General features: G+C 61.9%; 17 protein-coding genes and 3 pseudogenes. 9 read left to right on the top strand and 11 right to left on the bottom strand.

What is annotated here, in order from left to right:
• The first annotated feature begins 420 nt into the window (after nucleotides 1–420).
• The 3 genes and pseudogenes from NKI29_RS24500 to NKI29_RS24490 all read left to right on the top strand — a co-directional run.
• Entirely contained in the window at nucleotides 421–1,107 is a 687-nt protein-coding gene (locus NKI29_RS24500) for a response regulator (RefSeq protein ID WP_023679590.1), read from the top strand.
• Between the two features lie 177 nt (nucleotides 1,108–1,284).
• A pseudogene (locus NKI29_RS24495) lies at nucleotides 1,285–1,965 on the top strand (IS6 family transposase).
• A 172-nt stretch (nucleotides 1,966–2,137) separates the two neighbouring features.
• Nucleotides 2,138–2,296 (top strand): annotated as a pseudogene (locus NKI29_RS24490) (ATP-binding protein); the annotation flags it as partial.
• An 868-nt stretch (nucleotides 2,297–3,164) separates the two neighbouring features.
• Here the strand turns inward: NKI29_RS24490 and groL are convergent.
• The 11 genes from groL to NKI29_RS24430 all read right to left on the bottom strand — a co-directional run bounded on the left by groL (nucleotide 3,165) and on the right by NKI29_RS24430 (nucleotide 15,134).
• Complete coding sequence (gene groL / locus NKI29_RS24480) at nucleotides 3,165–4,820, bottom strand: chaperonin GroEL (protein WP_352797437.1); 1,656 nt, start codon at nucleotides 4,818–4,820, stop codon at nucleotides 3,165–3,167.
• A 63-nt stretch (nucleotides 4,821–4,883) separates the two neighbouring features.
• Nucleotides 4,884–5,180: a co-chaperone GroES gene (groES, locus tag NKI29_RS24475; RefSeq protein WP_019863563.1), complete on the bottom strand. Its 297-nt coding sequence runs from the start codon at nucleotides 5,178–5,180 to the stop codon at nucleotides 4,884–4,886.
• 430 nt (nucleotides 5,181–5,610) lie between these two features.
• Nucleotides 5,611–6,594, bottom strand: coding sequence for a 3-oxopimeloyl-[acyl-carrier-protein] synthase BioZ (gene bioZ, locus NKI29_RS24470; protein ID WP_352797435.1), 984 nt, complete (start codon nucleotides 6,592–6,594; stop codon nucleotides 5,611–5,613).
• Entirely contained in the window at nucleotides 6,591–7,856 is a 1,266-nt protein-coding gene (locus tag NKI29_RS24465) for an adenosylmethionine--8-amino-7-oxononanoate transaminase (RefSeq protein ID WP_352797448.1), read from the bottom strand. Before NKI29_RS24465 ends, bioZ begins: the two co-directional genes overlap by 4 nt.
• Nucleotides 7,856–8,491 carry a dethiobiotin synthase gene (gene bioD, locus NKI29_RS24460; RefSeq protein WP_023679599.1) on the bottom strand — a complete coding sequence of 212 codons (636 nt, stop codon included), beginning with the start codon at nucleotides 8,489–8,491 and terminating at the stop codon, nucleotides 7,856–7,858. Before bioD ends, NKI29_RS24465 begins: the two co-directional genes overlap by 1 nt.
• Before the next feature lie 11 nt (nucleotides 8,492–8,502).
• A complete protein-coding gene (locus tag NKI29_RS24455) occupies nucleotides 8,503–9,642 on the bottom strand; it encodes an 8-amino-7-oxononanoate synthase (protein WP_352797433.1) in 1,140 nt (379 codons plus the stop codon).
• Nucleotides 9,639–10,637, bottom strand: coding sequence for a biotin synthase BioB (gene bioB, locus NKI29_RS24450; protein WP_352797446.1), 999 nt, complete (start codon nucleotides 10,635–10,637; stop codon nucleotides 9,639–9,641). The genes NKI29_RS24455 and bioB overlap by 4 nt, the downstream gene beginning before the upstream one ends.
• Before the next feature lie 94 nt (nucleotides 10,638–10,731).
• Entirely contained in the window at nucleotides 10,732–11,586 is an 855-nt protein-coding gene (gene nadC / locus NKI29_RS24445) for a carboxylating nicotinate-nucleotide diphosphorylase (protein WP_352757240.1), read from the bottom strand.
• Nucleotides 11,586–13,127, bottom strand: a complete 1,542-nt coding sequence (locus NKI29_RS24440) for an L-aspartate oxidase (protein WP_352797431.1) — start codon at nucleotides 13,125–13,127, stop codon at nucleotides 11,586–11,588. Before NKI29_RS24440 ends, nadC begins: the two co-directional genes overlap by 1 nt.
• Nucleotides 13,124–14,098, bottom strand: coding sequence for a quinolinate synthase NadA (gene nadA / locus NKI29_RS24435; RefSeq protein WP_352757211.1), 975 nt, complete (start codon nucleotides 14,096–14,098; stop codon nucleotides 13,124–13,126). The genes NKI29_RS24440 and nadA overlap by 4 nt, the downstream gene beginning before the upstream one ends.
• A gap of 67 nt (nucleotides 14,099–14,165) precedes the next feature.
• Nucleotides 14,166–15,134 carry an NUDIX hydrolase gene (locus tag NKI29_RS24430; protein ID WP_352784743.1) on the bottom strand — a complete coding sequence of 323 codons (969 nt, stop codon included), beginning with the start codon at nucleotides 15,132–15,134 and terminating at the stop codon, nucleotides 14,166–14,168.
• A 173-nt stretch (nucleotides 15,135–15,307) separates the two neighbouring features.
• Between NKI29_RS24430 and panB the strand changes: the two genes are divergently transcribed.
• From panB to NKI29_RS24400, 6 genes and pseudogenes are all read left to right on the top strand, one after another.
• Entirely contained in the window at nucleotides 15,308–16,168 is an 861-nt protein-coding gene (panB, locus tag NKI29_RS24425) for a 3-methyl-2-oxobutanoate hydroxymethyltransferase (protein WP_352480281.1), read from the top strand.
• On the top strand, nucleotides 16,165–17,028 hold the full coding sequence (gene panC, locus NKI29_RS24420; protein WP_352797429.1) for a pantoate--beta-alanine ligase: 864 nt from the start codon (nucleotides 16,165–16,167) through the stop codon (nucleotides 17,026–17,028). Before panB ends, panC begins: the two co-directional genes overlap by 4 nt.
• Nucleotides 17,029–17,123: 95 nt before the next feature.
• Nucleotides 17,124–17,849 carry a LuxR family transcriptional regulator gene (locus NKI29_RS24415; RefSeq protein ID WP_352784730.1) on the top strand — a complete coding sequence of 242 codons (726 nt, stop codon included), beginning with the start codon at nucleotides 17,124–17,126 and terminating at the stop codon, nucleotides 17,847–17,849.
• 93 nt (nucleotides 17,850–17,942) lie between these two features.
• Nucleotides 17,943–18,593: pseudogene (locus tag NKI29_RS24410) on the top strand (acyl-homoserine-lactone synthase).
• Nucleotides 18,590–18,964, top strand: coding sequence for a transcriptional regulator domain-containing protein (locus tag NKI29_RS24405; RefSeq protein WP_352572089.1), 375 nt, complete (start codon nucleotides 18,590–18,592; stop codon nucleotides 18,962–18,964). Before NKI29_RS24410 ends, NKI29_RS24405 begins: the two are co-directional and overlap by 4 nt.
• 58 nt (nucleotides 18,965–19,022) lie before the next feature.
• A complete protein-coding gene (locus tag NKI29_RS24400; protein WP_084641649.1) occupies nucleotides 19,023–19,433 on the top strand; it encodes a DUF2285 domain-containing protein in 411 nt (136 codons plus the stop codon).
• Nucleotides 19,434–19,658 lie beyond the last annotated feature (225 nt).

Here is a 19,658-nt window from a genome sequence, read left to right as displayed (position 1 = left end):
GCCGCGCTCAATGAGTGTCTTCAAAGCCGCCGAACGTGGTTCGGAATGACCGGTGGTAAATCGGGAAGTGCCATATAGGGAATCCTCCTGGTATTGCCTCCAGGGGGTCCTCTCAATGAACAAAGCCGCAACCTGCCTTGCGACCTCAGCTGGAGTTTGCGACGCAACTCATAGGAGGATCGATGCGCAGAGAAATCGCAGGCAGAGTCGGTGGCATTGTGGGCTGGCCGACCGACGGTTTCAGCCCGTCAACAGGTCTTCACGTGTTCCATCCCCGACTATTGCAGGCGTGCGGCTTGCATGCTCCCGCGATCACCCATCGGAAAGAGCGTTACGAACACTACGAAGAGTTGCGCGACTTCCGCTGTCGCCCCGGTCTTACAGCGGACGGTGACCTGTCCGACCTTGATAGGACGTGAAATGCGAACGCTGCTCATTGATCATCATGTGGATCTTACGCGCGCTGTGCGAGTTGCGCTCGGGGATAGCGGTTTTGCCGTTGATGTAGTTGGCAACCTGGAACAGGCGTCGAGGGCATTTTGTTGCGCAACCTATGAAATTCTCCTGCTGGAGTTGGCTCTGCCAGATGGCGATGGCTTGGGCTGGCTGAGACAGCTAAGGAGCAACGGGCATTCAGTTCCAACCCTCATTATGAGTAGCATCAACGATCTCGAGAAGCGGATTGCAATTTTCAACGGTGGCGCGGACGACTTTCTGCTCAAGCCCGTCTCTTTCGATGAGCTCATCGCCAGAATGAGAGCCATTCTGCGCCGGTCGACACAGGTGACCGACCCCATCGTTGTATTTGGCAATCTCAATTTCGATCCGATCGGCCGACAGGTTTCCGTCTCGGGTCATCCTCTGAAGATCGCACGCCGCGAACTATGTATTTTAGAGCATCTGCTTATCCGTGCAGGCCGCATCGTGCCTCGTGCGCAGTTGGAAGATCACCTCTATTCGTTCAACGACGAGGTATCTGCCAACGCGCTTGAAGTCGGAATCTATCGCTTACGTGGACACCTGAGTAGGTCAGGTGCAACGCCACGTATCACGACCATGCGCGGCATTGGTTACATTCTTGAATTGACTGAGGCGGCATCCGCATAGTTGGTCTAAATTGAAAGAACAGACTGCCTGCCCGTCGTCAGGTTGAGCTTGTGGCCATAATGGACATCGCGGCCGCCCTTGACGATGGTGTCGGCATGCGGTTCGAACGGCTCTGTCGCAAACCTTTTTGTAAGCGAGCATGGCAAGAAAAACGCCTCAGCTGTGGAGGAGCATGTGATGTTCAAGGGCCGCCATTTCGACCAGTCGGTGATCCTGCTGTGCGTGCGCTGGTACCTGGCCTACACTCTGAGCCTGCGCGATCTGGAAGAGATGATGGCCGAACGCGTTGAAGGTCGACCACTCCACTGTGCATCGCTGGGTCGCCCACTTCTCGCCGCAGCTGCTGGAGCGCTTCAACCGGCGCAAGCGTGTGGTCGGCAGCAAGTGGCATTGGACGAGACGTACATCAAGGTCCGCGGCATGGATGTATCTCTACCGCGCTATCGACATCCTCGGCGATACGGTCGAGTTCTTCTTTAGCGAAAACCGTAACCTGGTGGCGGCCCAACGCTTCCTCCGCAAGGCGCTGACGCGCCATGGCCGGCCGGAGCGCATCGTCATCGACGGCAGCCAGACCAATTACGAAGCAATCCTTTCCTGCGACGCTGAAAGCCGGCTGCGGCAGCGATCGCGGCGACCGCTGAAGCCGATCCGCTCCGCAATAGCCGGCATCTCAACAATCGGATCGAACAGGATCACCGGCGTATCAAGCCGCATTCGATCCATGCTCGGCTTCAAGTCGCATGCGAACGACGTGTTATCCTCTCCGGCATCGAGATGATCCACATGATGGGCAAGCGACAGGCGAGGTATGCCTACAAGTCTGTCGATCGCTGTTTCGATCTCCTCGCTGCCTGACGGACAGGCCGAAATGGCCGTTCACAACCCCATTTCCAGGTTTGCGACAGAGCCTTTTGTCGGCGTTGCCGGCTTCGAAGGGCCGGTGCGCGCCGAGCGGATCAAGATCACCCCCGGCCACCTTGCTGCGGCCACTCGCCGAGTACGAAGCGGTGGCCGGAGGGAGCTGGTGATGACGACCCTAGATCATGACCTGCTGATCGCAATCCTGGATCGGCTGAAGTTGACGGCGATCCGCGACCAGCTCGACACGCTCATGTCGAGCAAGATCGCGCAGTTCCCGTTTGTCCGCGAACTCGACGGCTTCGGCTTCGACGCGCAGCCATCGGTCTGCTTCAGCCAAACGTATTCATAGGTATGGGACAGGCTGCTATGTCCGCCACCCACGCCTGCTCCGAGGCCCTCCAGGGCAATGGTCTGAGACCTGGGCTCAAGCCCTTCGGCGAGGAGGATGAGACGCCGCTGGAGCTCGGGTGCAAGCGCTGCCACGCCCGCTCCGAGGCCCCACAAGGCCGAAGCGCAGTCGTCGGGGTCACGAGGCCCCTCGGCCACGACGACGAGACGCTGCTGGAGCCCGGTTGCAAGGGCTGCCACAGATGGCCTGAACCTGAATCCGCCTTTCTTGAGGCGTTGCGACTATCATCGCGGCGACACGCAGCTCTTGATTTGTGTGCGAAATCCTCAGCAGATCCATCGGGCTGAGCCGCTCAGCAATATCAACGAGAATGTCCAGCGGCAGATCAAGGATACTCAGAGGAGGAAACGCTTGATCTTGAGGCTCAGAGCGCGTCTGCTCCACTATAGAACAGGATGATTCACCGGGTCCTTCAACGCCAGCCGCCGGTTCCGATGAGAGAATTGTCCCTGATATCACGCTCGATGGAGTTAAATGCCGAGATGGGCGCCTTGCCACGCTCCTCAATGCCCCTCATGATTCACCGCCTATAGCTACCAACTGAATGAATCATCGTGATTGTCGCGCAGCGGAATCCTCAAGGATCGGGCAGTTCGTAGGGGGCGCCGGTTTGACCAGGTTGAGCCCGCGAATTGCTCGATCGGACAAGATCCTAATTCTCGACCATGCGGTGAGGCTCGAACGAGATCCTCGGGACGCACTCCAAGGTTTCGATCATGTTCGGCACACAAGGAAAGGGCGGCATTGCTGCCGCCCTGTCCGCTGTAAGTTGATAGGGGCTGGATTAAAAATCCATACCGCCCATGCCGCCCATACCGCCGCCGCCCATGCCGCCAGGCATGCCGCCGCCAGCTGACTCCTTCTTCGGAGCCTCCGCGATCATGGCTTCGGTGGTGACGAGCAGGCCGGCGACCGAGGCCGCGTCCTGGAGGGCAGTGCGCACGACCTTGACCGGATCGACGATACCCATGGCGATCATGTCGCCATATTCGCCGGTCTGGGCGTTGTAGCCGTAGGTCGCGCCCTTGTTGTCGAGGATCTTGCCGGCAACGATCGAAGCTTCCGCACCTGCGTTCGAAGCGATCTGACGGGCCGGAGCCTGCAGCGCGCGACGCACGATGGCGATGCCCGCGGTCTGGTCGGAGTTGGCACCGGTTGCCTTGATGGTCAGCGAAGCGCGCAGCAGTGCGACGCCGCCGCCGGGAACGATGCCTTCTTCGACGGCCGCGCGGGTCGCGTTGAGGGCGTCATCGACGCGATCCTTCTTTTCCTTGACTTCCACTTCGGTCGCACCGCCGACGCGGATGACGGCAACGCCGCCCGTGAGCTTCGCCAGACGTTCCTGCAGCTTCTCCTTGTCGTAGTCCGAGGTGGTCTCTTCGATCTGCTGCTTGATCTGGGCAACGCGGCCCTGGATCTCGTCCTTCTTGCCGGCGCCGTCGACAATGGTGGTGTTCTCCTTGGAGATCGACACCTTCTTGGCGCGGCCGAGCATGTTGAGGCCGACATTCTCGAGCTTGATGCCGAGGTCTTCCGAAATGACCTGGCCACCGGTGAGGATGGCGATGTCTTCCAGCATGGCCTTGCGGCGATCACCGAAGCCCGGCGCCTTGACGGCGGCGATCTTCAGGCCACCGCGCAGCTTGTTGACGACCAGCGTGGCCAGAGCCTCGCCTTCGACGTCTTCCGAGATGATGAGCAGCGGCTTGGAGGTCTGCACGACGGCTTCGAGAACCGGCAGCATCGCCTGGAGGTTGGACAGCTTCTTCTCGTGCAGGAGGATGTAGACGTCCTCGAGCTCGGCAACCATCTTGTCGGCGTTGGTGACGAAGTAGGGCGAGAGATAGCCGCGGTCGAACTGCATGCCTTCGACGACTTCCAGCTCGGTCTCGGCGGTCTTGGCTTCCTCAACCGTGATGACGCCTTCATTGCCGACCTTCTGCATCGCTTCGGCGATCATCTTGCCGACCGACTCGTCGCCATTGCCGGCGATCGTGCCGACCTGGGCAACTTCCTCGGAGGTCTTGATCTTCTTGGCAGCGTTGCCGAGAGCCGCGACGACTTCGGTCACGGCCAGGTCGATGCCGCGCTTCAGGTCCATCGGGTTCATGCCGGCGGCAACCGCCTTGTTACCTTCCTGGACGATCGACTGCGCCAGAACGGTCGCGGTCGTGGTGCCATCACCGGCGATGTCGTTGGTCTTCGAAGCAACTTCGCGGATCATCTGCGCGCCCATGTTTTCGAACTTGTCGGAAAGTTCGATTTCCTTGGCGACGGTGACGCCGTCCTTGGTGATGCGCGGTGCGCCGAACGACTTGTCGATGACGACGTTGCGGCCCTTGGGACCGAGGGTCACCTTCACCGCGTCGGCGAGGATGTTGATGCCGTGAAGCATGCGCTCGCGGGCGTCGCGGGAGAATTTTACGTCTTTGGCAGCCATTTTTTAGCTCCTGGCAGGGGCTTGCGATCAAGCCCGAAATTCAGTTGACGGTGAGGCCGATAATCAGCCGATGATGCCCATAATGTCGGATTCCTTCATGATCAGAAGGTCTTCGCCATTGAGCTTGACTTCGGTGCCCGACCACTTGCCGAACAGGATGCGGTCGCCGGCCTTGACGTCCAGCGGGACCAGCTTGCCGGCTTCGTCGCGAGCGCCGGAGCCGACGGCGATGATCTCGCCTTCCTGCGGCTTTTCCTTCGCCGTATCCGGGATGATGATCCCGCCGGCGGTCTTGGATTCGGATTCGACCCGGCGTACGACCACGCGGTCATGCAGCGGCCGGAAATTCGACTTTGCCATTTTTGGATTTCCTTGGTGCGGATGTTGAACGGTGCTCCGTTGCCGGAGCATGCCTAGCACTCAGCCGAAGCGAGTGCTAACGCGGCAATGAGATAAGCCGCAGGCTCCTGCTAGTCAAGACGGAAGAGCAAAGAGCAAAGAGAAAAGAGAAGACAGCAAAGAGCAGCCAGCAAAGAGCGTGTAAGCATCGAGCCTTTTATGTGAACAATGTCGGGTATCCGACATATATGGGGCGGCTCACCCTTTGTAATTGAGCTTTATTCAGATGGTACGATTGGTGCAACGGGTGTTGCATTTGAACTCATCCAGAGGCTCGCACGGGTCGTGCTGCGTCAGCTTGGTCATGTCGAGCTTCAGAAGGCCATTTTGGCATTGGTTCTGTTGCTCCTATTGCCATTCATGACCGATCCTGCGCGCGTGAGCCGGCCGGCTAGATTCCAACCACGAGAGCGCCGCCGCTGAGACCCGCACCCGCCGCCGCCAGAAGGATTTTCTCTCCTGGCTGGAATGGCTTCATCTGGTTGGCGAGCGAGAGCGACAGCGGGACCGTCGCGGCCGAAGAGTTGCCGTATTCGGCAATCGTCTTGACAATTGCTTGATCCGCTATGCCGAGGTTACTCCCGACAGCATCGAAAATGCGAGCATTGGCCTGATGCGGCACGAACCGGTCGACATCCTGTGGTCGCACTCCGGCAGCGGCTAGCGCGCTTATCGAGCAATCGGTCATCATCTCGACGGCCTTGGCGAACACTTCGCGGCCGTCGGTCATCGTCATTCGGGTTTGCGCGAGGTCGAGGTCACCGTGGAACGGCTTGTTGCTTCCTCCTGCGGGAATCTGGATCAGCCCGTATCGCGAGCCGTCCGAGTCCACGGAGGCACCGAGAATCCCCGGATCAGTATCCTCGCATGGACCGATCACGAGGGCGCCGGCGGCATCGGCAAACAGCACGGCGCTGGCGCGCTCAGAGGGATTGATGCGGCGGCTGAGGATATTGGCGGCGATAACAAGGCTCGCTTTGCCGTGCAGGCGGGTAAATCCGTCCGCAAACATCAGCGCATAGATGAAGCCGGCGCAGGCGCCGGTCAGATCGACAGCGCCGGCGCGGCCGAGCCCCAGCCGATGTGCGACCAGGGGCGCGCTGGGCGGCAGGAGGTGATCGGGCGTCGAGGTGGCAAGCAGCAGCAGACCGATGTCGTGGCGCGCAATGCCGGCGCTGTCCAGCGCCATGGCGCCGGCCTGCGCAGCAAGACCAGACAGCGTGTCTTCGTCCGTTGCCCAGAAGCGCGACCGGATTCCAGTACGCCGCTCGATCCAGCCCGGTTCGAGGCCGAGATTGTTCTCGATTTCGGCATTCGCCACCTTTCGCCCAGGCGCATGATGGCCAAACCCGAGAATGCGCGACGACCTGCTCATGGCCTCGAACCGAAGCGTTCGCCGGCCTCCTCGATGGCGTCATGGAGCCGATCGAGCTCGTCGCCGGTGATGCAATAGGGCGGCAGGAGATAAAGGACATTGCCGAGCGGGCGCACAAGCAGGCCGAGCTCCAGGAAAAATGCCCGCAGCTTAGGTCCGATCTCGGCCAGATAGCCGGCAGAGCCGGCGCGCAGGTCGAGAGCCAGGATCGTGCCGGTCGCCCGGCTGTCGGTGAAGTTGGCATTGTCGCGAAAGCGCCGAAGCCCGGCGGCCTGCCTCGCGCTCAGGGCCGCGATCCGCTCGGCCACCGGCTCGTCACGCCAGATCTCGACATTGGCGAGTGCCGCCGCGCAGGCAATCGGATTGGCGGTGTAGGAACTCGAGTGGAAAAAGGTCTTCTTCCTGTCCGTCGAATAGTGAGCCTGGAAGATGGCACCGGTGGCGAGTGTGGCCGCCAGCGGGATGGTGCCACCGGTCAGGCCTTTCGAGGTGCACAGGATGTCCGGAGAAATGGAGGCCTGCTCACAGGCGAACATGGTTCCGGTGCGCCCCCAGCCGGTCATCACCTCGTCGGTGATCAGCAGCGTGCCGGAGGCCTCAGTGATCCTCTTCAATCCGGTCAGAACCGAAGCCGGATACATCAGCATGCCGCCGGCGCCAAGCACGAGCGGTTCGACGATCAGCGCGGCGGCGCGCCGGTCGCGGCTGACGGCCTCGAACCGATCCAGCGTTTCCTGTTCGCGGCCGGCGGCCGGGAAGGGAATGGTGTCGACCTCGAACAGCAAGGGTTCGTAGGCGGCGTTGAACACGCCACGCGCACCGACGCTCATCGTGCCGATCGTGTCGCCATGATAGCTGTGCTCCATGACGACGATGCGCGAGCGCGGCGCGCCGATGTTGCGGAAATAGCCGAGCGCCATCTTCAGCGCGACTTCGACACTGGTCGAGCCGCTGTCGGAATAGAACACCCAGTCGAGTCCGGCGGGAGCGAGTCCGACAAGCGCCTTGGCCAAGCATTCGGCAGGCTCGTGCGTGAAACCTGCGAAGATGATCTGGTCGAGGCTCGAGGCGGTCGTCTCGATTGCCTTCATAATGCGGGGATGGCGGTGGCCATGGGTGACGACCCACCAGGAGGAAATGGCGTCCAGGATGCGGGAGCCGTCGGCCGTGTGGACATAGGCGCCTTCCGTCAGGACGATTTCAGGGATCGCCAGCTCGAGCGCGTGCTGGGTGAAGGGATGCCACACACGGGATTGCGTCATCATTCGCCTCCGGCAATCAAAGCGAGGTCGAAGCCGGCAATCATCGCTTGTCTCAGCGTTTTGTCCGTCAGCGGATCGAGGTGCGGCAGCCTGCCGAGTTGCGGCACGTCGCCGAATTCCACGATCGTCCGTTGCGTATCGGTCATCTCATCGCCGATGAAGGCGATGCCAGCCAGCGGGATAGCGCGCGCCCGCAGGGCTTCGATCGACAGCAGGGTGTGATTGATTGTTCCGAGCGCGGTGCGGGCGCACAGAATGACCGGCAACTGCCATTGCTCGAATATGTCGATGAACCTTGTCCGGCGGTTCAGCGGCACCATCAGCCCGCCGGCGCCTTCGATGACGAGCGGTGTCGGCAGGACCGGAAACGAAAGATCGGCAGCCTCGATCGAAACGTCGTCGATTTCGGCCGAACGATGCGGCGAAAGCGGGCTCTTCAAGCGGTAGGCTTCCGGCAGCACGCGCCCCGACGGCAGCCCGGCAAGTCGCGCAACCGCCTCGCTGTCGGTCTCGCCGTCGAGGCCCGATTGCACCGGCTTCCAGTAGAAACCGTCAAGCAGGCCGGCAAGCCCGGCCGAAAACACCGTCTTGCCAATTCCGGTGTCTGTTCCGGTGATGACGATGCGCTTGGTCATGTCGCCTCCGGTCATGTCTGGGCCAACACCTCGACGAGCGCCTCGAGCATGGCGGAAATGTCGGCTTCGCCGATATTGAGCGTCAGTGAGATGCGCAGCCGCGACGTGCCCTCGGGCACGGTCGGCGGACGAATGCCGCGTATGTCGAAGCCGCGGGCCTGCAGGCGCGCCGCCACTGCCATGGTGCGCCTGACATCGCCGATCACCAAGGGCTGGATCTGAGAGCCACTTGGTATCACGCCGCAGCCATCGACCAATTGGCGGCCTGCGAGGGCAACGCGTTCACGCAGTTGAACACGCCGCATAGGCTCGTCGGCGAGCATTGCGAGCGCTTCGCGCGCCGCGACCGCCATCAGCGGCGATGGCGCGGTGGCGTAGATGAATGGCCGGCAACGGTTGATCAGATACTCGCACAGTGTCCTCGGCCCGGTCACGAGCCCACCAGATGCGCCGAGCGCCTTGCTGCAGGTGTGGAGCGCGACGATGTTGTCGCGGCCCTCGAAAGCGGCGGCCAGCCCCCGGCCGTCCGGTCCCCAGACGCCGGTGGCATGCGCCTCGTCAATGACGATGAATGCGTCGTGCCGATCGGCAAGCGCGACCAGGCTCTCCAAAGGCGCGCAATCGCCATCCATGCTGTAAAGGCTTTCCACCGCGATCCAGACGCATCCCATGCCGCCTTCGGCGCGCCAACGTGTGATCGCATCCTCGACAGCATCGACGTCGTGGTGCGCGGCCAGCACCAACTGTGCGCGCCCGGCCAGCGCACCCTCATGCATGCTGGCATGGGCGAGCTCATCGAGGATCAAAAGGTCGCCCTTCTGCGGCAGCGCAGTCAGCAGAGCGAAGTTGGCGATGTAGCCGCTGCCGAAGAACAGCGCGCGGTCGGCTCCAAAGAATGCCGCCGCGTCTGCCTCGAGCTGCTCGTGTTCCGGTGCATTGCCGCGCAACAGCCGCGACCCGGTGGCGCCAACCGGCGTGCCCCGCGCAATCGCCGCCGCAACCGCTTCGCCAAGTCTTTTGGAGGCGGCAAGCCCGAGATAGTCGTTCGACGAGAAGTCGAGCCCGGCGCGCGGCTTCAGCGTCCGCAGCCGGTCCTTGCGCGCCAGTCCCTGCAAGGTCGCCTCATAGCGGGCAAGCGGTGCCCCGTTCATTGCGCCTCGAGTTCCATCGGCTCGATGCCAAGGCGCCGGAACAGCAGGGTATCCTTGTCCTCACCGGGATTGTCCGCCGTCAGCAGCGTGTCGCCGACGAAGATCGAGTTGGCGCCGGCAAAAAAGCACAGCGCCTGCATCTCGTCGGTCATGGCGGTGCGGCCGGCGGAAAGACGGATATGCGATTTCGGCATCATGATGCGCGCCAGCGCGATCACGCGCACGAATTCGATCGGCTCGATCGGCTTGGCGTCGGCAAGCGGGGTGCCGGGGATCGGGATCAGCATGTTGATCGGAACGCTTTGCGGATGTTCCGGCAGGTTGGCCAGCGTCACCAGCATGTCGATCCGGTCCACCGGCTCCTCGCCCATGCCGACAATACCGCCGCAGCAGACCTTGATGCCGGATTGGCGAACGTGCTCGAGCGTCTCGAGCCGGTCGGCAAAGCTCCGCGTGCTGATGACCTCGCTATAGTAGCGTTCCGACGTATCGATGTTGTGGTTGTAATAGTCGAGGCCAGCCTGTTTCAGACGAGCCGCCTGCTCAAGATCGAGCATGCCGAGCGTCATGCAGGTTTCCATGCCCAGCGCCTTGACGCCTTCGACCATCGCCACGACCGCATCCATGTCGCGCGCCTTGGGGTTTCGCCAGGCCGCGCCCATGCAATAGCGGGTTGCGCCGGCGTCACGCGCTTTCTTCGCCTTGACGATGACGCGCCTGACCTCCATCAGCTTCGACGCCTTCAGGCCGGTCTCGTGATGCGCCGACTGGCTACAATAGCCGCAATCCTCCGGGCATCCGCCCGTCTTGATGCTGAGCAGCCGGCTGAGCTGGACCTTGTTGGGATCGAAATTCTGGCGGTGCACGGTTTGCGCGAGGAAGAGGAGATTGTTGAAGGGGGCATCGTGAAGTGCCTGAGCCTTCTCCAGGGTCCACGCTCCAGGGTCAGGGGATTGAGCCTGTGGCGATGTCTGCGTTGGACTGGCTGTTTGCATGTCCATGCTGTTCTCCGGTTCTGCCTTGCTTTGCTGTCTGATTGACGACGATCGGAAAGGACAGTTGATTCGATCCTGTTCGTTCCTCAGGCAATCATGAGCCCCAATAGTCGAGGCCGATATCCAGGATCGGCGCGCTGTGGGTCAGTCGGCCGACTGAAATCAAATCAACGCCGGTCGCGGCAATCGCTCGCGCTGTATCGGATGCGATCCCGCCAGAAGCCTCGGTGATAGCACGGCCGCCAACGATTGCGACGGCGCGGCGAAGATCGGCGAGGGACATGTTGTCGAGCAGAACCGCATCGGGAGCGAAGCCAAGTACCTCCTCCAACTGGGCCAGCGTATCGACCTCGACTTCGATCTTGACGAGATGACCGGCCCGTCTTCGTGCTCGCTCGAGCGCCGGGCGAACGCCGCCTGCGATGGCGATGTGGTTGTCCTTGATCAGAATTGCGTCGTCGAGGCCGAAGCGGTGATTGGATCCGCCACCTGCGCGCACGGCATATTTTTCGACTGCCCGCAATCCGGGCGTCGTCTTGCGCGTGCAGACGATCTTCGCGCCATATCCACGAACCGCAGCGACGATCGATGCCGTTGCTGTAGCGATGCCGCTCAGATGGCACAAAAAATTGAGTGCCGTCCGTTCGGCTGTGAGAATGGCCCGGGCAGGGCCAACCACTGATGCAATGACCTCTCCATCCATGACATTGCAGCCGTCTGCCCGCTCCACCGAGATTTCGATATCAGGATCAATCAAGCGGAAAGCGAGCATCGCCAGATCGAGGCCGGCGACAACTCCGGACTGGCGCGCCGCGAGCACGGTTCCCGCTTGGTGTTCCTTCGGGACGATGGCCTCCGTGGTCAAGTCGCCGGCTCTGCCAAGGTCTTCAAGAAGAGCTGCCCTTACAAGCGGCTCAAGCATGACCGTGGGAAGCGGTGAGAGCGTCATCATTTTGCCCCTTCGAGGCTTGGCGAGTGTCCGAGTTCCCGCGCAGCGGCCAAGGCGGCTTCGAGCGTGATTTCGGACCGTCGGGCGACAGTCGCATGATGAGGAAAGTCTGTCCGGTAATGAGCGCCGCGGCTTTCTTCGCGCAACAAGGCGGCAACCGCGATCATCAGCCCGACAGCCGCCGGATCCGAGGCCGCGTCCTTGCTTTGGGCGAGCGGCAACAAGGCACGTGCGGCTGCTTTCAAAGCTTCACCATCCCGGACGATGCCGAGTGCGCGCGACAGGAAAACACGCACGGGTGTCGGAGCGGGCGATGGGTAAACGTCCGCAAACGCAGGCTTTGTTCTGCGAGCAGGCGTTCCGGCGACACTTTCAGCGACCCAGCGGGCGCACACGACGGCCTCGGTCAAGGAATTGCTGGCGAGCCTGTTGGCGCCATGCAGTCCTGTCGAAGCGACTTCGCCGCAGGCCCACAGCCCCTTGACGGACGTCCTACCGGAGCCGTCCACGGCAACGCCACCCATGTGGTAGTGTTGGGCCGGACGAATGGGGATGAGATCGCGCGCGGGATTGATGCCGGCTCCACGACAGGCTGATGCGATTGTCGGGAAGTGTCGAGCAAATTCCGGGCCAGGCCGTTGCCGCGCGTCGAGAAAAACACGGTGGCCGTTGGCAAGATGGTTCCAGACGGCGCGCGCCAAGACATCACGAGGCGCAAGTTCCGCCCCTGGCACGCTCTGGAGAAAAGCCTGGCCGGTTTCGTCGATCAGGGCAGCACCTTCGCCGCGGACGGCCTCGCTGACCAGCACCATAGGGCGTTCCGGGCCGTCAAGCGCGGTCGGGTGGAACTGGATGAACTCGAGGTCGGCAAGAACAGCTCCAGCGCGGGCCGCAAGCGCCAGGCCCTGTCCGCAACTGCCCCAAGGATTGGTGGTGTCGAGAAACAGTCCCCCGATCCCACCGGTGGCGAGGACGACCCGCCGTGAGCCGAAGAAGACAGGTCCTATCGAACCGCTCGCCCAGACGCCTCGGATCGCATTCTCTCGCACCGCCAGCCGGCGCGCTTCCATGCCCTCCACGACAACAATCGACGGAGTGGAACGCACAGCCGCGATCAGGGCACGCATGATTTCACGCCCGGTGCCGTCACCATGCGCATGAACGATGCGACGTCGGCTGTGTGCGGCCTCCAATCCGAGGCACAGTGATCCTTTCGACGTACGGTCGAAGGGAACCCCAAAGCCCGCAAGCCCCTCTATCGCCTTGGGCGCGGCTTGGAGGATGCGGCTCGCCACGTCTGTGTCGCAGAGACCATCCCCGGCGGCAAGCGTATCGGCCAGGTGCAGTGCCGGATCGTCGTCTTCGCCGAAACTTGCAGCCAGACCACCCTGTGCCCAGGTGCTCGAATTGTCAGCTCCCAGCAGCGTCCTGGACAGAAGCAGCACCGGCTCCGGCGCCAGTTGAAGCGCGGTCATCAGTCCGGCGATGCCGCCGCCGATGATGATGGGCCGCCCGAAGAAGCTGCGGATATCGGCGCTCAAATTGCCAGCATCCGTTCGACCGCAAGCCGCGCGCGCCCGGCGATCCCGGGTTCGATGGTTACGACATGGTGGTTCTGCTCGAGCGCCGTGCGGATGTTGGCAAGCGTGATCCGCTTCATGTGCGGGCACAAATTGCAGGGCCGGATGAACTCGACCTCTGGGTGCGCTAACGCGACGTTGTCGCTCATCGAACATTCCGTCATCAGCACGACACGTGGCGGCCTTTGCCTTTCGACATAGTCGGACATGGCAGCGGTGGAGCCGGAAAAATCTGCTTCAGCCACGACGTCGGGCGGGCATTCGGGATGCGCAAGCACGATCACGCCGGGATGGCTTTCGCGCAACTCGTGGATGTCGGCCGGTGTAAAGCGCTCATGCACCTCGCAATGCCCTTTCCAGGCGATGATCTGCACATCGGTCTGGGCGGCGATATTCTGGGCCAGATATTCGTCCGGCAACATGATCACCTGGGGAACGCCAAGGGATTGGACGACCGCCTTGGCGTTGCCGGATGTACAGCAGATATCCGACTCGGCTTTCACTTCGGCCGACGTGTTGACATAAGTGATGATCGGCACGCCGGGATAACGCTGGCGCATCAAGCGCACGTCTTCTGCCGTGATCGATTCCGCCAACGAACAGCCTGCCCGCAGATCGGGAATGAGCACCGTCTTTTGCGGATTGAGCAGCTTGGCCGTTTCGGCCATGAAATGTACGCCGGCCAGCACGATGACTTGCGCCTCGATCGTCGCAGCCTTGCGGGCCAGTGCCAAGCTGTCGCCGACGATGTCGGCCACGCAATGGAAGATCTCGGGCGTCTGATAGTTGTGCGCCAGGATGATGGCGTTGCGCTCGCGCTTCAGTGCAAGGATCGCCTCGATATCCTCGACGAAAGCCGGCCATTCGATCGGCGGGATCACTCGTCGGACGCGCTCGTAGAGAAACGCGGCCGTCGGCAGCATGGCGCTCATCGACCCCCTCCAGCTTATACTCTAGTTGAAAATAACCAGCATATACTTGCTGTGAGTATAAGGGATGTCAACCCCGCGCCAGCGGCAATTTTGTCCCGGCGATGACCCTCTCGTCGAGAGCGGCGTGGCGGAACCGGTAAAGCTTCGCTGGCCGGCCGCCGGTCTCCGTGGTGGCCTCTCCGGTCTCTTCGACCAGCTCCTGCTGCTCGATCAGGCGGCGAAAGTTCGGCTTGTGGATGAGCCTGCCGGCGAGCGCCTCCACGGTTCGCTGCAGCTGCAAAAGCGTGAAGACCGGCGGCATCAGCTCAAAGACGACCGGCCGGTATTTGATCTTGGAGCGCAGCCGCGCAATGCCGGTCGCCACGATGCGGCGATGATCGGCGACCATAGACTTGCTGGGCACCAGCGGAGGCGGCGTCGCGTCCCGTCCGCTTCCGGCCTCTTGGACCAGGCCTGCTTCGTAGACCAACTCATAGCGTTGAAGCGTGAGTTCCTCGTTCCAAAGGCGGTCGTCGAAGCCGAAGGCTATCGTCGCCCGCTGCCAGCGTTCACGTCGCGCGGCCGCGTCGCTGACGCCGTCTGCCCATTCAATCAGGCGCGGTCGCAGAACGTCCAGCACGACCGGAGGCGTGCCGGAGCGGTGGTCCTCCCATGGAAAATATTCATACCAACTCTGCCAGCCGCACTTGGGCGAGCCAGCTGCCTGTTCCTTGCGGGTCAATGCGAGATAGCTGATGGAGATGACGCGCTGCTGGCGCTCGGCGCCGATGCGATCCCGATCGGCGAAGGTGTAGAGTTGCTCAATATACCCCAGCGGATGGCCGGTCTGCTGCTCGACCCACCCCCTCAAGCCGGATTGCAGCGATCGGTGCTCAAGCGCAAATGGTCCGGAGGGCAGGGTGTCCGCCTGGCCGATGGTGAGGACACAGGGTTCACCGTCGTTTACGGCGACGACAAAGGCGATCAGGTCCACTTTGACTTCGTCGGCCTTGACGGCGGCTCTGTCTTTCCTGGGTCCTTTTGCCTGATCGTCCATGTTCGCGAAAGTGGTTGGCCAGCTCGGGGGCGCCTGAATCGATTTAACTGTAAGCGCGCCTGTCAGCACGTCAACACCGCAAAGCTGCACGGCCATTTTTAGCTCTTCGCACTTGCACAAAAATGTGGCAAACGCGACACCCGCGGTTGGTAACGTTGGGGAAGGAGGTTCCATTGAGTGCGTTTGGTGACACCAAGGCGATCACACCGCCGGATATTCGTTCGCGTAAAGGTGGGACGCCGCTCGTCTGCCTTACCGCCTACACGACGCCAGTCGCCCGGCTCGTCGATCCCCATTGCGATGTGGTGCTGGTCGGCGACAGCGTCGGCATGGTTCTCCACGGCCTGCCCTCCACGCTCGGTGTGACGCTGGAGATGATGATCACGCACGGCCAGGCCGTGCGCCGTGGCCTCGAGCAGGCGCTGATGGTCGTCGACTTGCCGTTCGGTTCCTTCGAGGAAAGCCCCGAGCAGGCTTTCCGCAATGCCGCGCGCGTCATGGCCGAGACCGGCTGCGGGGCCGTCAAGCTCGAAGGCGGCGAAACGATGGCAGAGACGATCGGCTTCCTCGCCGCGCGCGGCGTGCCGGTCATGGCCCATGTCGGCTTGACGCCGCAGGCGATCAACACCATCGGTGGCTACCGCGTGCAGGGCAGAGGCGGGGATGCCGAGCGCATCAGGCGCGACGCGCTTGCGGTGAGCGAAGCGGGCGCCTTTGCGGTCGTGCTGGAGAAGGTTCCCGAGGCGCTCGCCCGCCGGATCACCGGGGAGGTGGCGACCCCGACCATTGGCATCGGTGCCTCGGCAGCCTGTGACGGCCAGATTCTCGTCGTCGACGACATGCTGGGCCTCTTCGGCGACTTCCGGCCCAAATTCGTGAAGCGCTACGCTGAACTGGGGGAGGCCGCTGCGGCTGCGATCGCGGCCTATGCGCGGGAAGTGAAGGAGCGCCAGTTTCCGGCCGCCGAGCACGTGTTTGCCGATGCGCCCAAGCCCGCCGATGCGGACGCCACCAAGAGCGGAGAAGCAGCGTGAGCGTGCCGATTGTCAGGAGCGTTGCCCAGCTTCGCCAAATCGTCGCCGCATGGCGCCGCGACGGCGTGGGGATTGCCGTGGTGCCAACGATGGGCGTCCTGCATGAGGGCCATCTCAGCCTGGTGCGCGCGGCACTCGAGAAGGCCGACCGGGTGATCGTGACGCTCTTTGTCAACCCGAAGCAATTCAACAGCCAGGCCGATCTCGCCGCGTATCCGAGCACCGAGGACGAGGATGCCGCCAAGCTGGCACCGCTTGGCGCGCACCTGCTTTATGCGCCGGACGCAGAGGAGATGTATCCGGCGGCCTTCGCCACGACCGTTTCGGTGTCCGGTGTCAGCGAGGGCCTGTGCGGTGCCTTCCGGCCGGGACATTTCGATGGCGTGGCGACCGTCGTCGCCAAGCTCTTCCTGCAGACCAGCGCTGACTTCGGCTTCTTTGGCGAAAAGGACTTTCAGCAGCTTCAGCTAGTCAGGCGCATGGCCCGGGACCTGGATATTCCAATCACCATTGTTCCCTGTCCGACAGTCCGCGAAGCCGACGGTCTTGCACTATCATCGCGCAATGTCCGGCTCTCGCCAGCGGAGCGTGCTATTGCCCCTAAGCTACCATCGGTCTTGCTCGAGACGGCTGAGCGGCTTGCCCGCGGCTCGCCCGTCCTGCCTACGCTTGCCGAAGCGGGCGCAGCAATTCTGGCTGCAGGCTATCGCGAGGTCGAATACCTGGAACTTCGCAATGATGCAGATCTGCGACCGATGACAAGCCTTGACCGACCGGCACGCTTGCTTGTCGCGGCCTGGCTCGGCGGCACACGGCTCATCGACAACGTCAGAATATCACGGATTGGTTCAACAGATTAACGGGGTTCTCGGCACGCATTGTATCGGTCCGGGATCGTTTAAAACAAGGTCTCTGCCTCGCATCGAGCGATTTACGGAGGTTACGCAAAGCGCAAATGCATCGCGTGTTTGAGAACTTCGTCGAGCAACTGTCTGCAAGTTTTGATGCTGTCGATCTCCGTGAGGCAATGGCATCCGCTGCAGCCGGCTTCGACTTTCCGCTATTCGCCTATTTCACTTACCCGTCGGCCTCCGGCGACGCCCCGCAATTGATCTCAAACTATCCTTCATCCTGGACATCACGTTATCTGCAACAGCGGTACCACAGTCTTGATCCGGTCATCCTGCGCGGGCTGCAGGGCTGGGATATCTTTGATTGGGGTGTTGATCGCGGTCGGCACTGTCTGCCGAATTCGCAGCAACAAATTCTGGAGAGTGCGGCTGAGTTTGGCATTCGCGGCGGGCTGACGATGTCCATGCATGATCATCGCGGCCGGTTTGCTGCCCTGACCTTTGCTTCCGACGAGTCCCATCCGCCTCTTTTGCGGTCACTGGCACGTTACGAAAAAGCATTGCAGCTGGTGGCCATCAACTTTCATATCCATGTCCGGCGCAGGCTCGCCGACGATCGCGTGGTGGATGGTGTAACGCTCACCCCGCGGGAGTTCGAGTGCCTGAAATGGGCGGCGCGCGGCAAGTCGGCTTGGGTTATCAGCCAGCTTCTCGGCGTCTCAAAGCGCACCGTGACCTTTCATCTGGAAAACGCCAAGGCAAAGCTTGGCGTTCGAACGATCAACCAGGCCGTTGCACGACTGGTTGCCTCCGGCCAGGCGAGATCCTGATTCTTCTGCCACGATAGCTGTAAACCTCTACAGGCTGCATCGTTGCCAGCTTTGCCCTTCGATGGCGGGAACACATCCCGCACGGAGGCGACCATGATGCAGCTGATAACACCAGACCTTTACAACGAGTTCGCAAGCGAGCTCAAAGAGATGCACGGGCTCAGGTTTCGGGTGTTCAAGGAAAGGCTCGATTGGGAAGTTGATACCGAAGACCAGATGGAAACAGACCCGTTTGATGGTCTGAAGCCCGTCTATCTGCTCCTCAGGGGATCCGACTGGCGAATTCGCGGTTGCGTGCGTCTTTTGCCCAGCACCGGACCCACAATGTTGCGCGACACGTTCCCGGTGCTGCTGGGTGCTGACGTCATGCCCTCGACTGCCGACATATAGGAGAGCAGTCGTTTCGCGCTCGATCTCCCTCCGTCGGCGCCCAAGGCAGCGGGCGGGCTGGCCCAGGCAACCTACGAGCTCTTCGCGGGCATGATCGAGTTCGGCTTGGCCAAGGATCTGACCCGGATAGTAACGGTGACGGATACGCGCATGGAACGGATCCTTCGCCTCGCGACGTGGCCATTGTCGCGCATCGGACAACCCAAGTCCGTCGGCAAAACGGAGGCGGTGGCCGGGTTTCTCGAGATTTCCCGCGCGAGCCTTTTGCGCATCCGCAGCAGGGGACGTCTGAGCGGACCGGTACTGTGGCAACCGGTTCTAGGCCCGTCGGCATTGTGGACACCTGAGCCGTGAAGGATGCTGGTCTGCCCAAGGAAGCGACGGTCGGTCTTGAATGCTGGCCGGACTGGCGTCGTCACGAAGCTTACCACTACGCCAGACGATTGCCGCGCACTGCCTGGGCCTGGGAGTTTCTTCGGCGCAATCCACAATTCCAGCGCGACCACGCCAAAATGGCACCGTCCGCCTGCATTGTCGGAGCCCAGGCCGACATGAAGATAATCGAGTTGACGACAGGATCATCTTTCCTAAGACAATGGAGCCTCCTTTTTCGCGGACGCGCCACAGTCGGACGCTACGTCGGCAAGGGTCTTTTGGGATCCGCGCGACTGCGCCCGTATCCTACGAGCGGCCGCGGAGCCGGTTGGGCTCGACCGCGATTTTGAACCGCTTGATCTTTCTTCCCTCTCATGCTGCAAGGACATCCTGCTGACACCTGCCGGCGTGCAGCACGTGCTGCTGAGGGAGGACTGCCGGAGTCTGCAGATCGCCCTTTCCGGTGCATCCGTTCTCCGCCCGTTGCGGCTATATGTCGACGCGATCGTGCAGCCGCAGCACCTGAAGTTCCATGTCGCTGCCCTTCAGTTCCTGAACGACATCAATGGTTGCGGCCGCCTGGCAGCTGCTTGCTTTCCGCCGGAGCCCCGCGGAGCGCGTCTGCGTCTCGTGCTCCAGGCTTTGGATGGCTCGCTTGCGGGAGCATCTCATCAGGAGATCGCCATTGCCCTGTTCGGGAGACGCCGTGTCGAAGAAGATTGGTCTCATCCAGGTAGCCATCTTCGCGATCAGGTGCGTCGCGCCATCCAACGTGGCCGCTACCTGATGGGCGGCGGCTATAGACAATTCCTGATGTAATTCCGGTGACAGCTTAGTGATTGTCTTATTCGAAAACGCGCAGGCATCAATCTCCATTTCTCACTGCTATTGTGCCTTATACAAAACGTGACACGCGCCTAGCTAGCTGAACCCTTCTAACCCTATCGGAGAGGGCGCCGCGCGGACTGGCTCGGCCACATAACCACCGACGGGAGTTCCCCACCGTGGCTCCGCCCCCGGCGCTGTGCCGCACGTTGGTTCGAG

This window comes from Mesorhizobium sp. M0678 (assembly GCF_040320505.1).
Lineage (GTDB): Bacteria > Pseudomonadota > Alphaproteobacteria > Rhizobiales > Rhizobiaceae > Mesorhizobium.
Note: the sequence above shows the minus strand (reverse complement) of the source record. Positions and strands in the feature narration are given on the sequence as shown.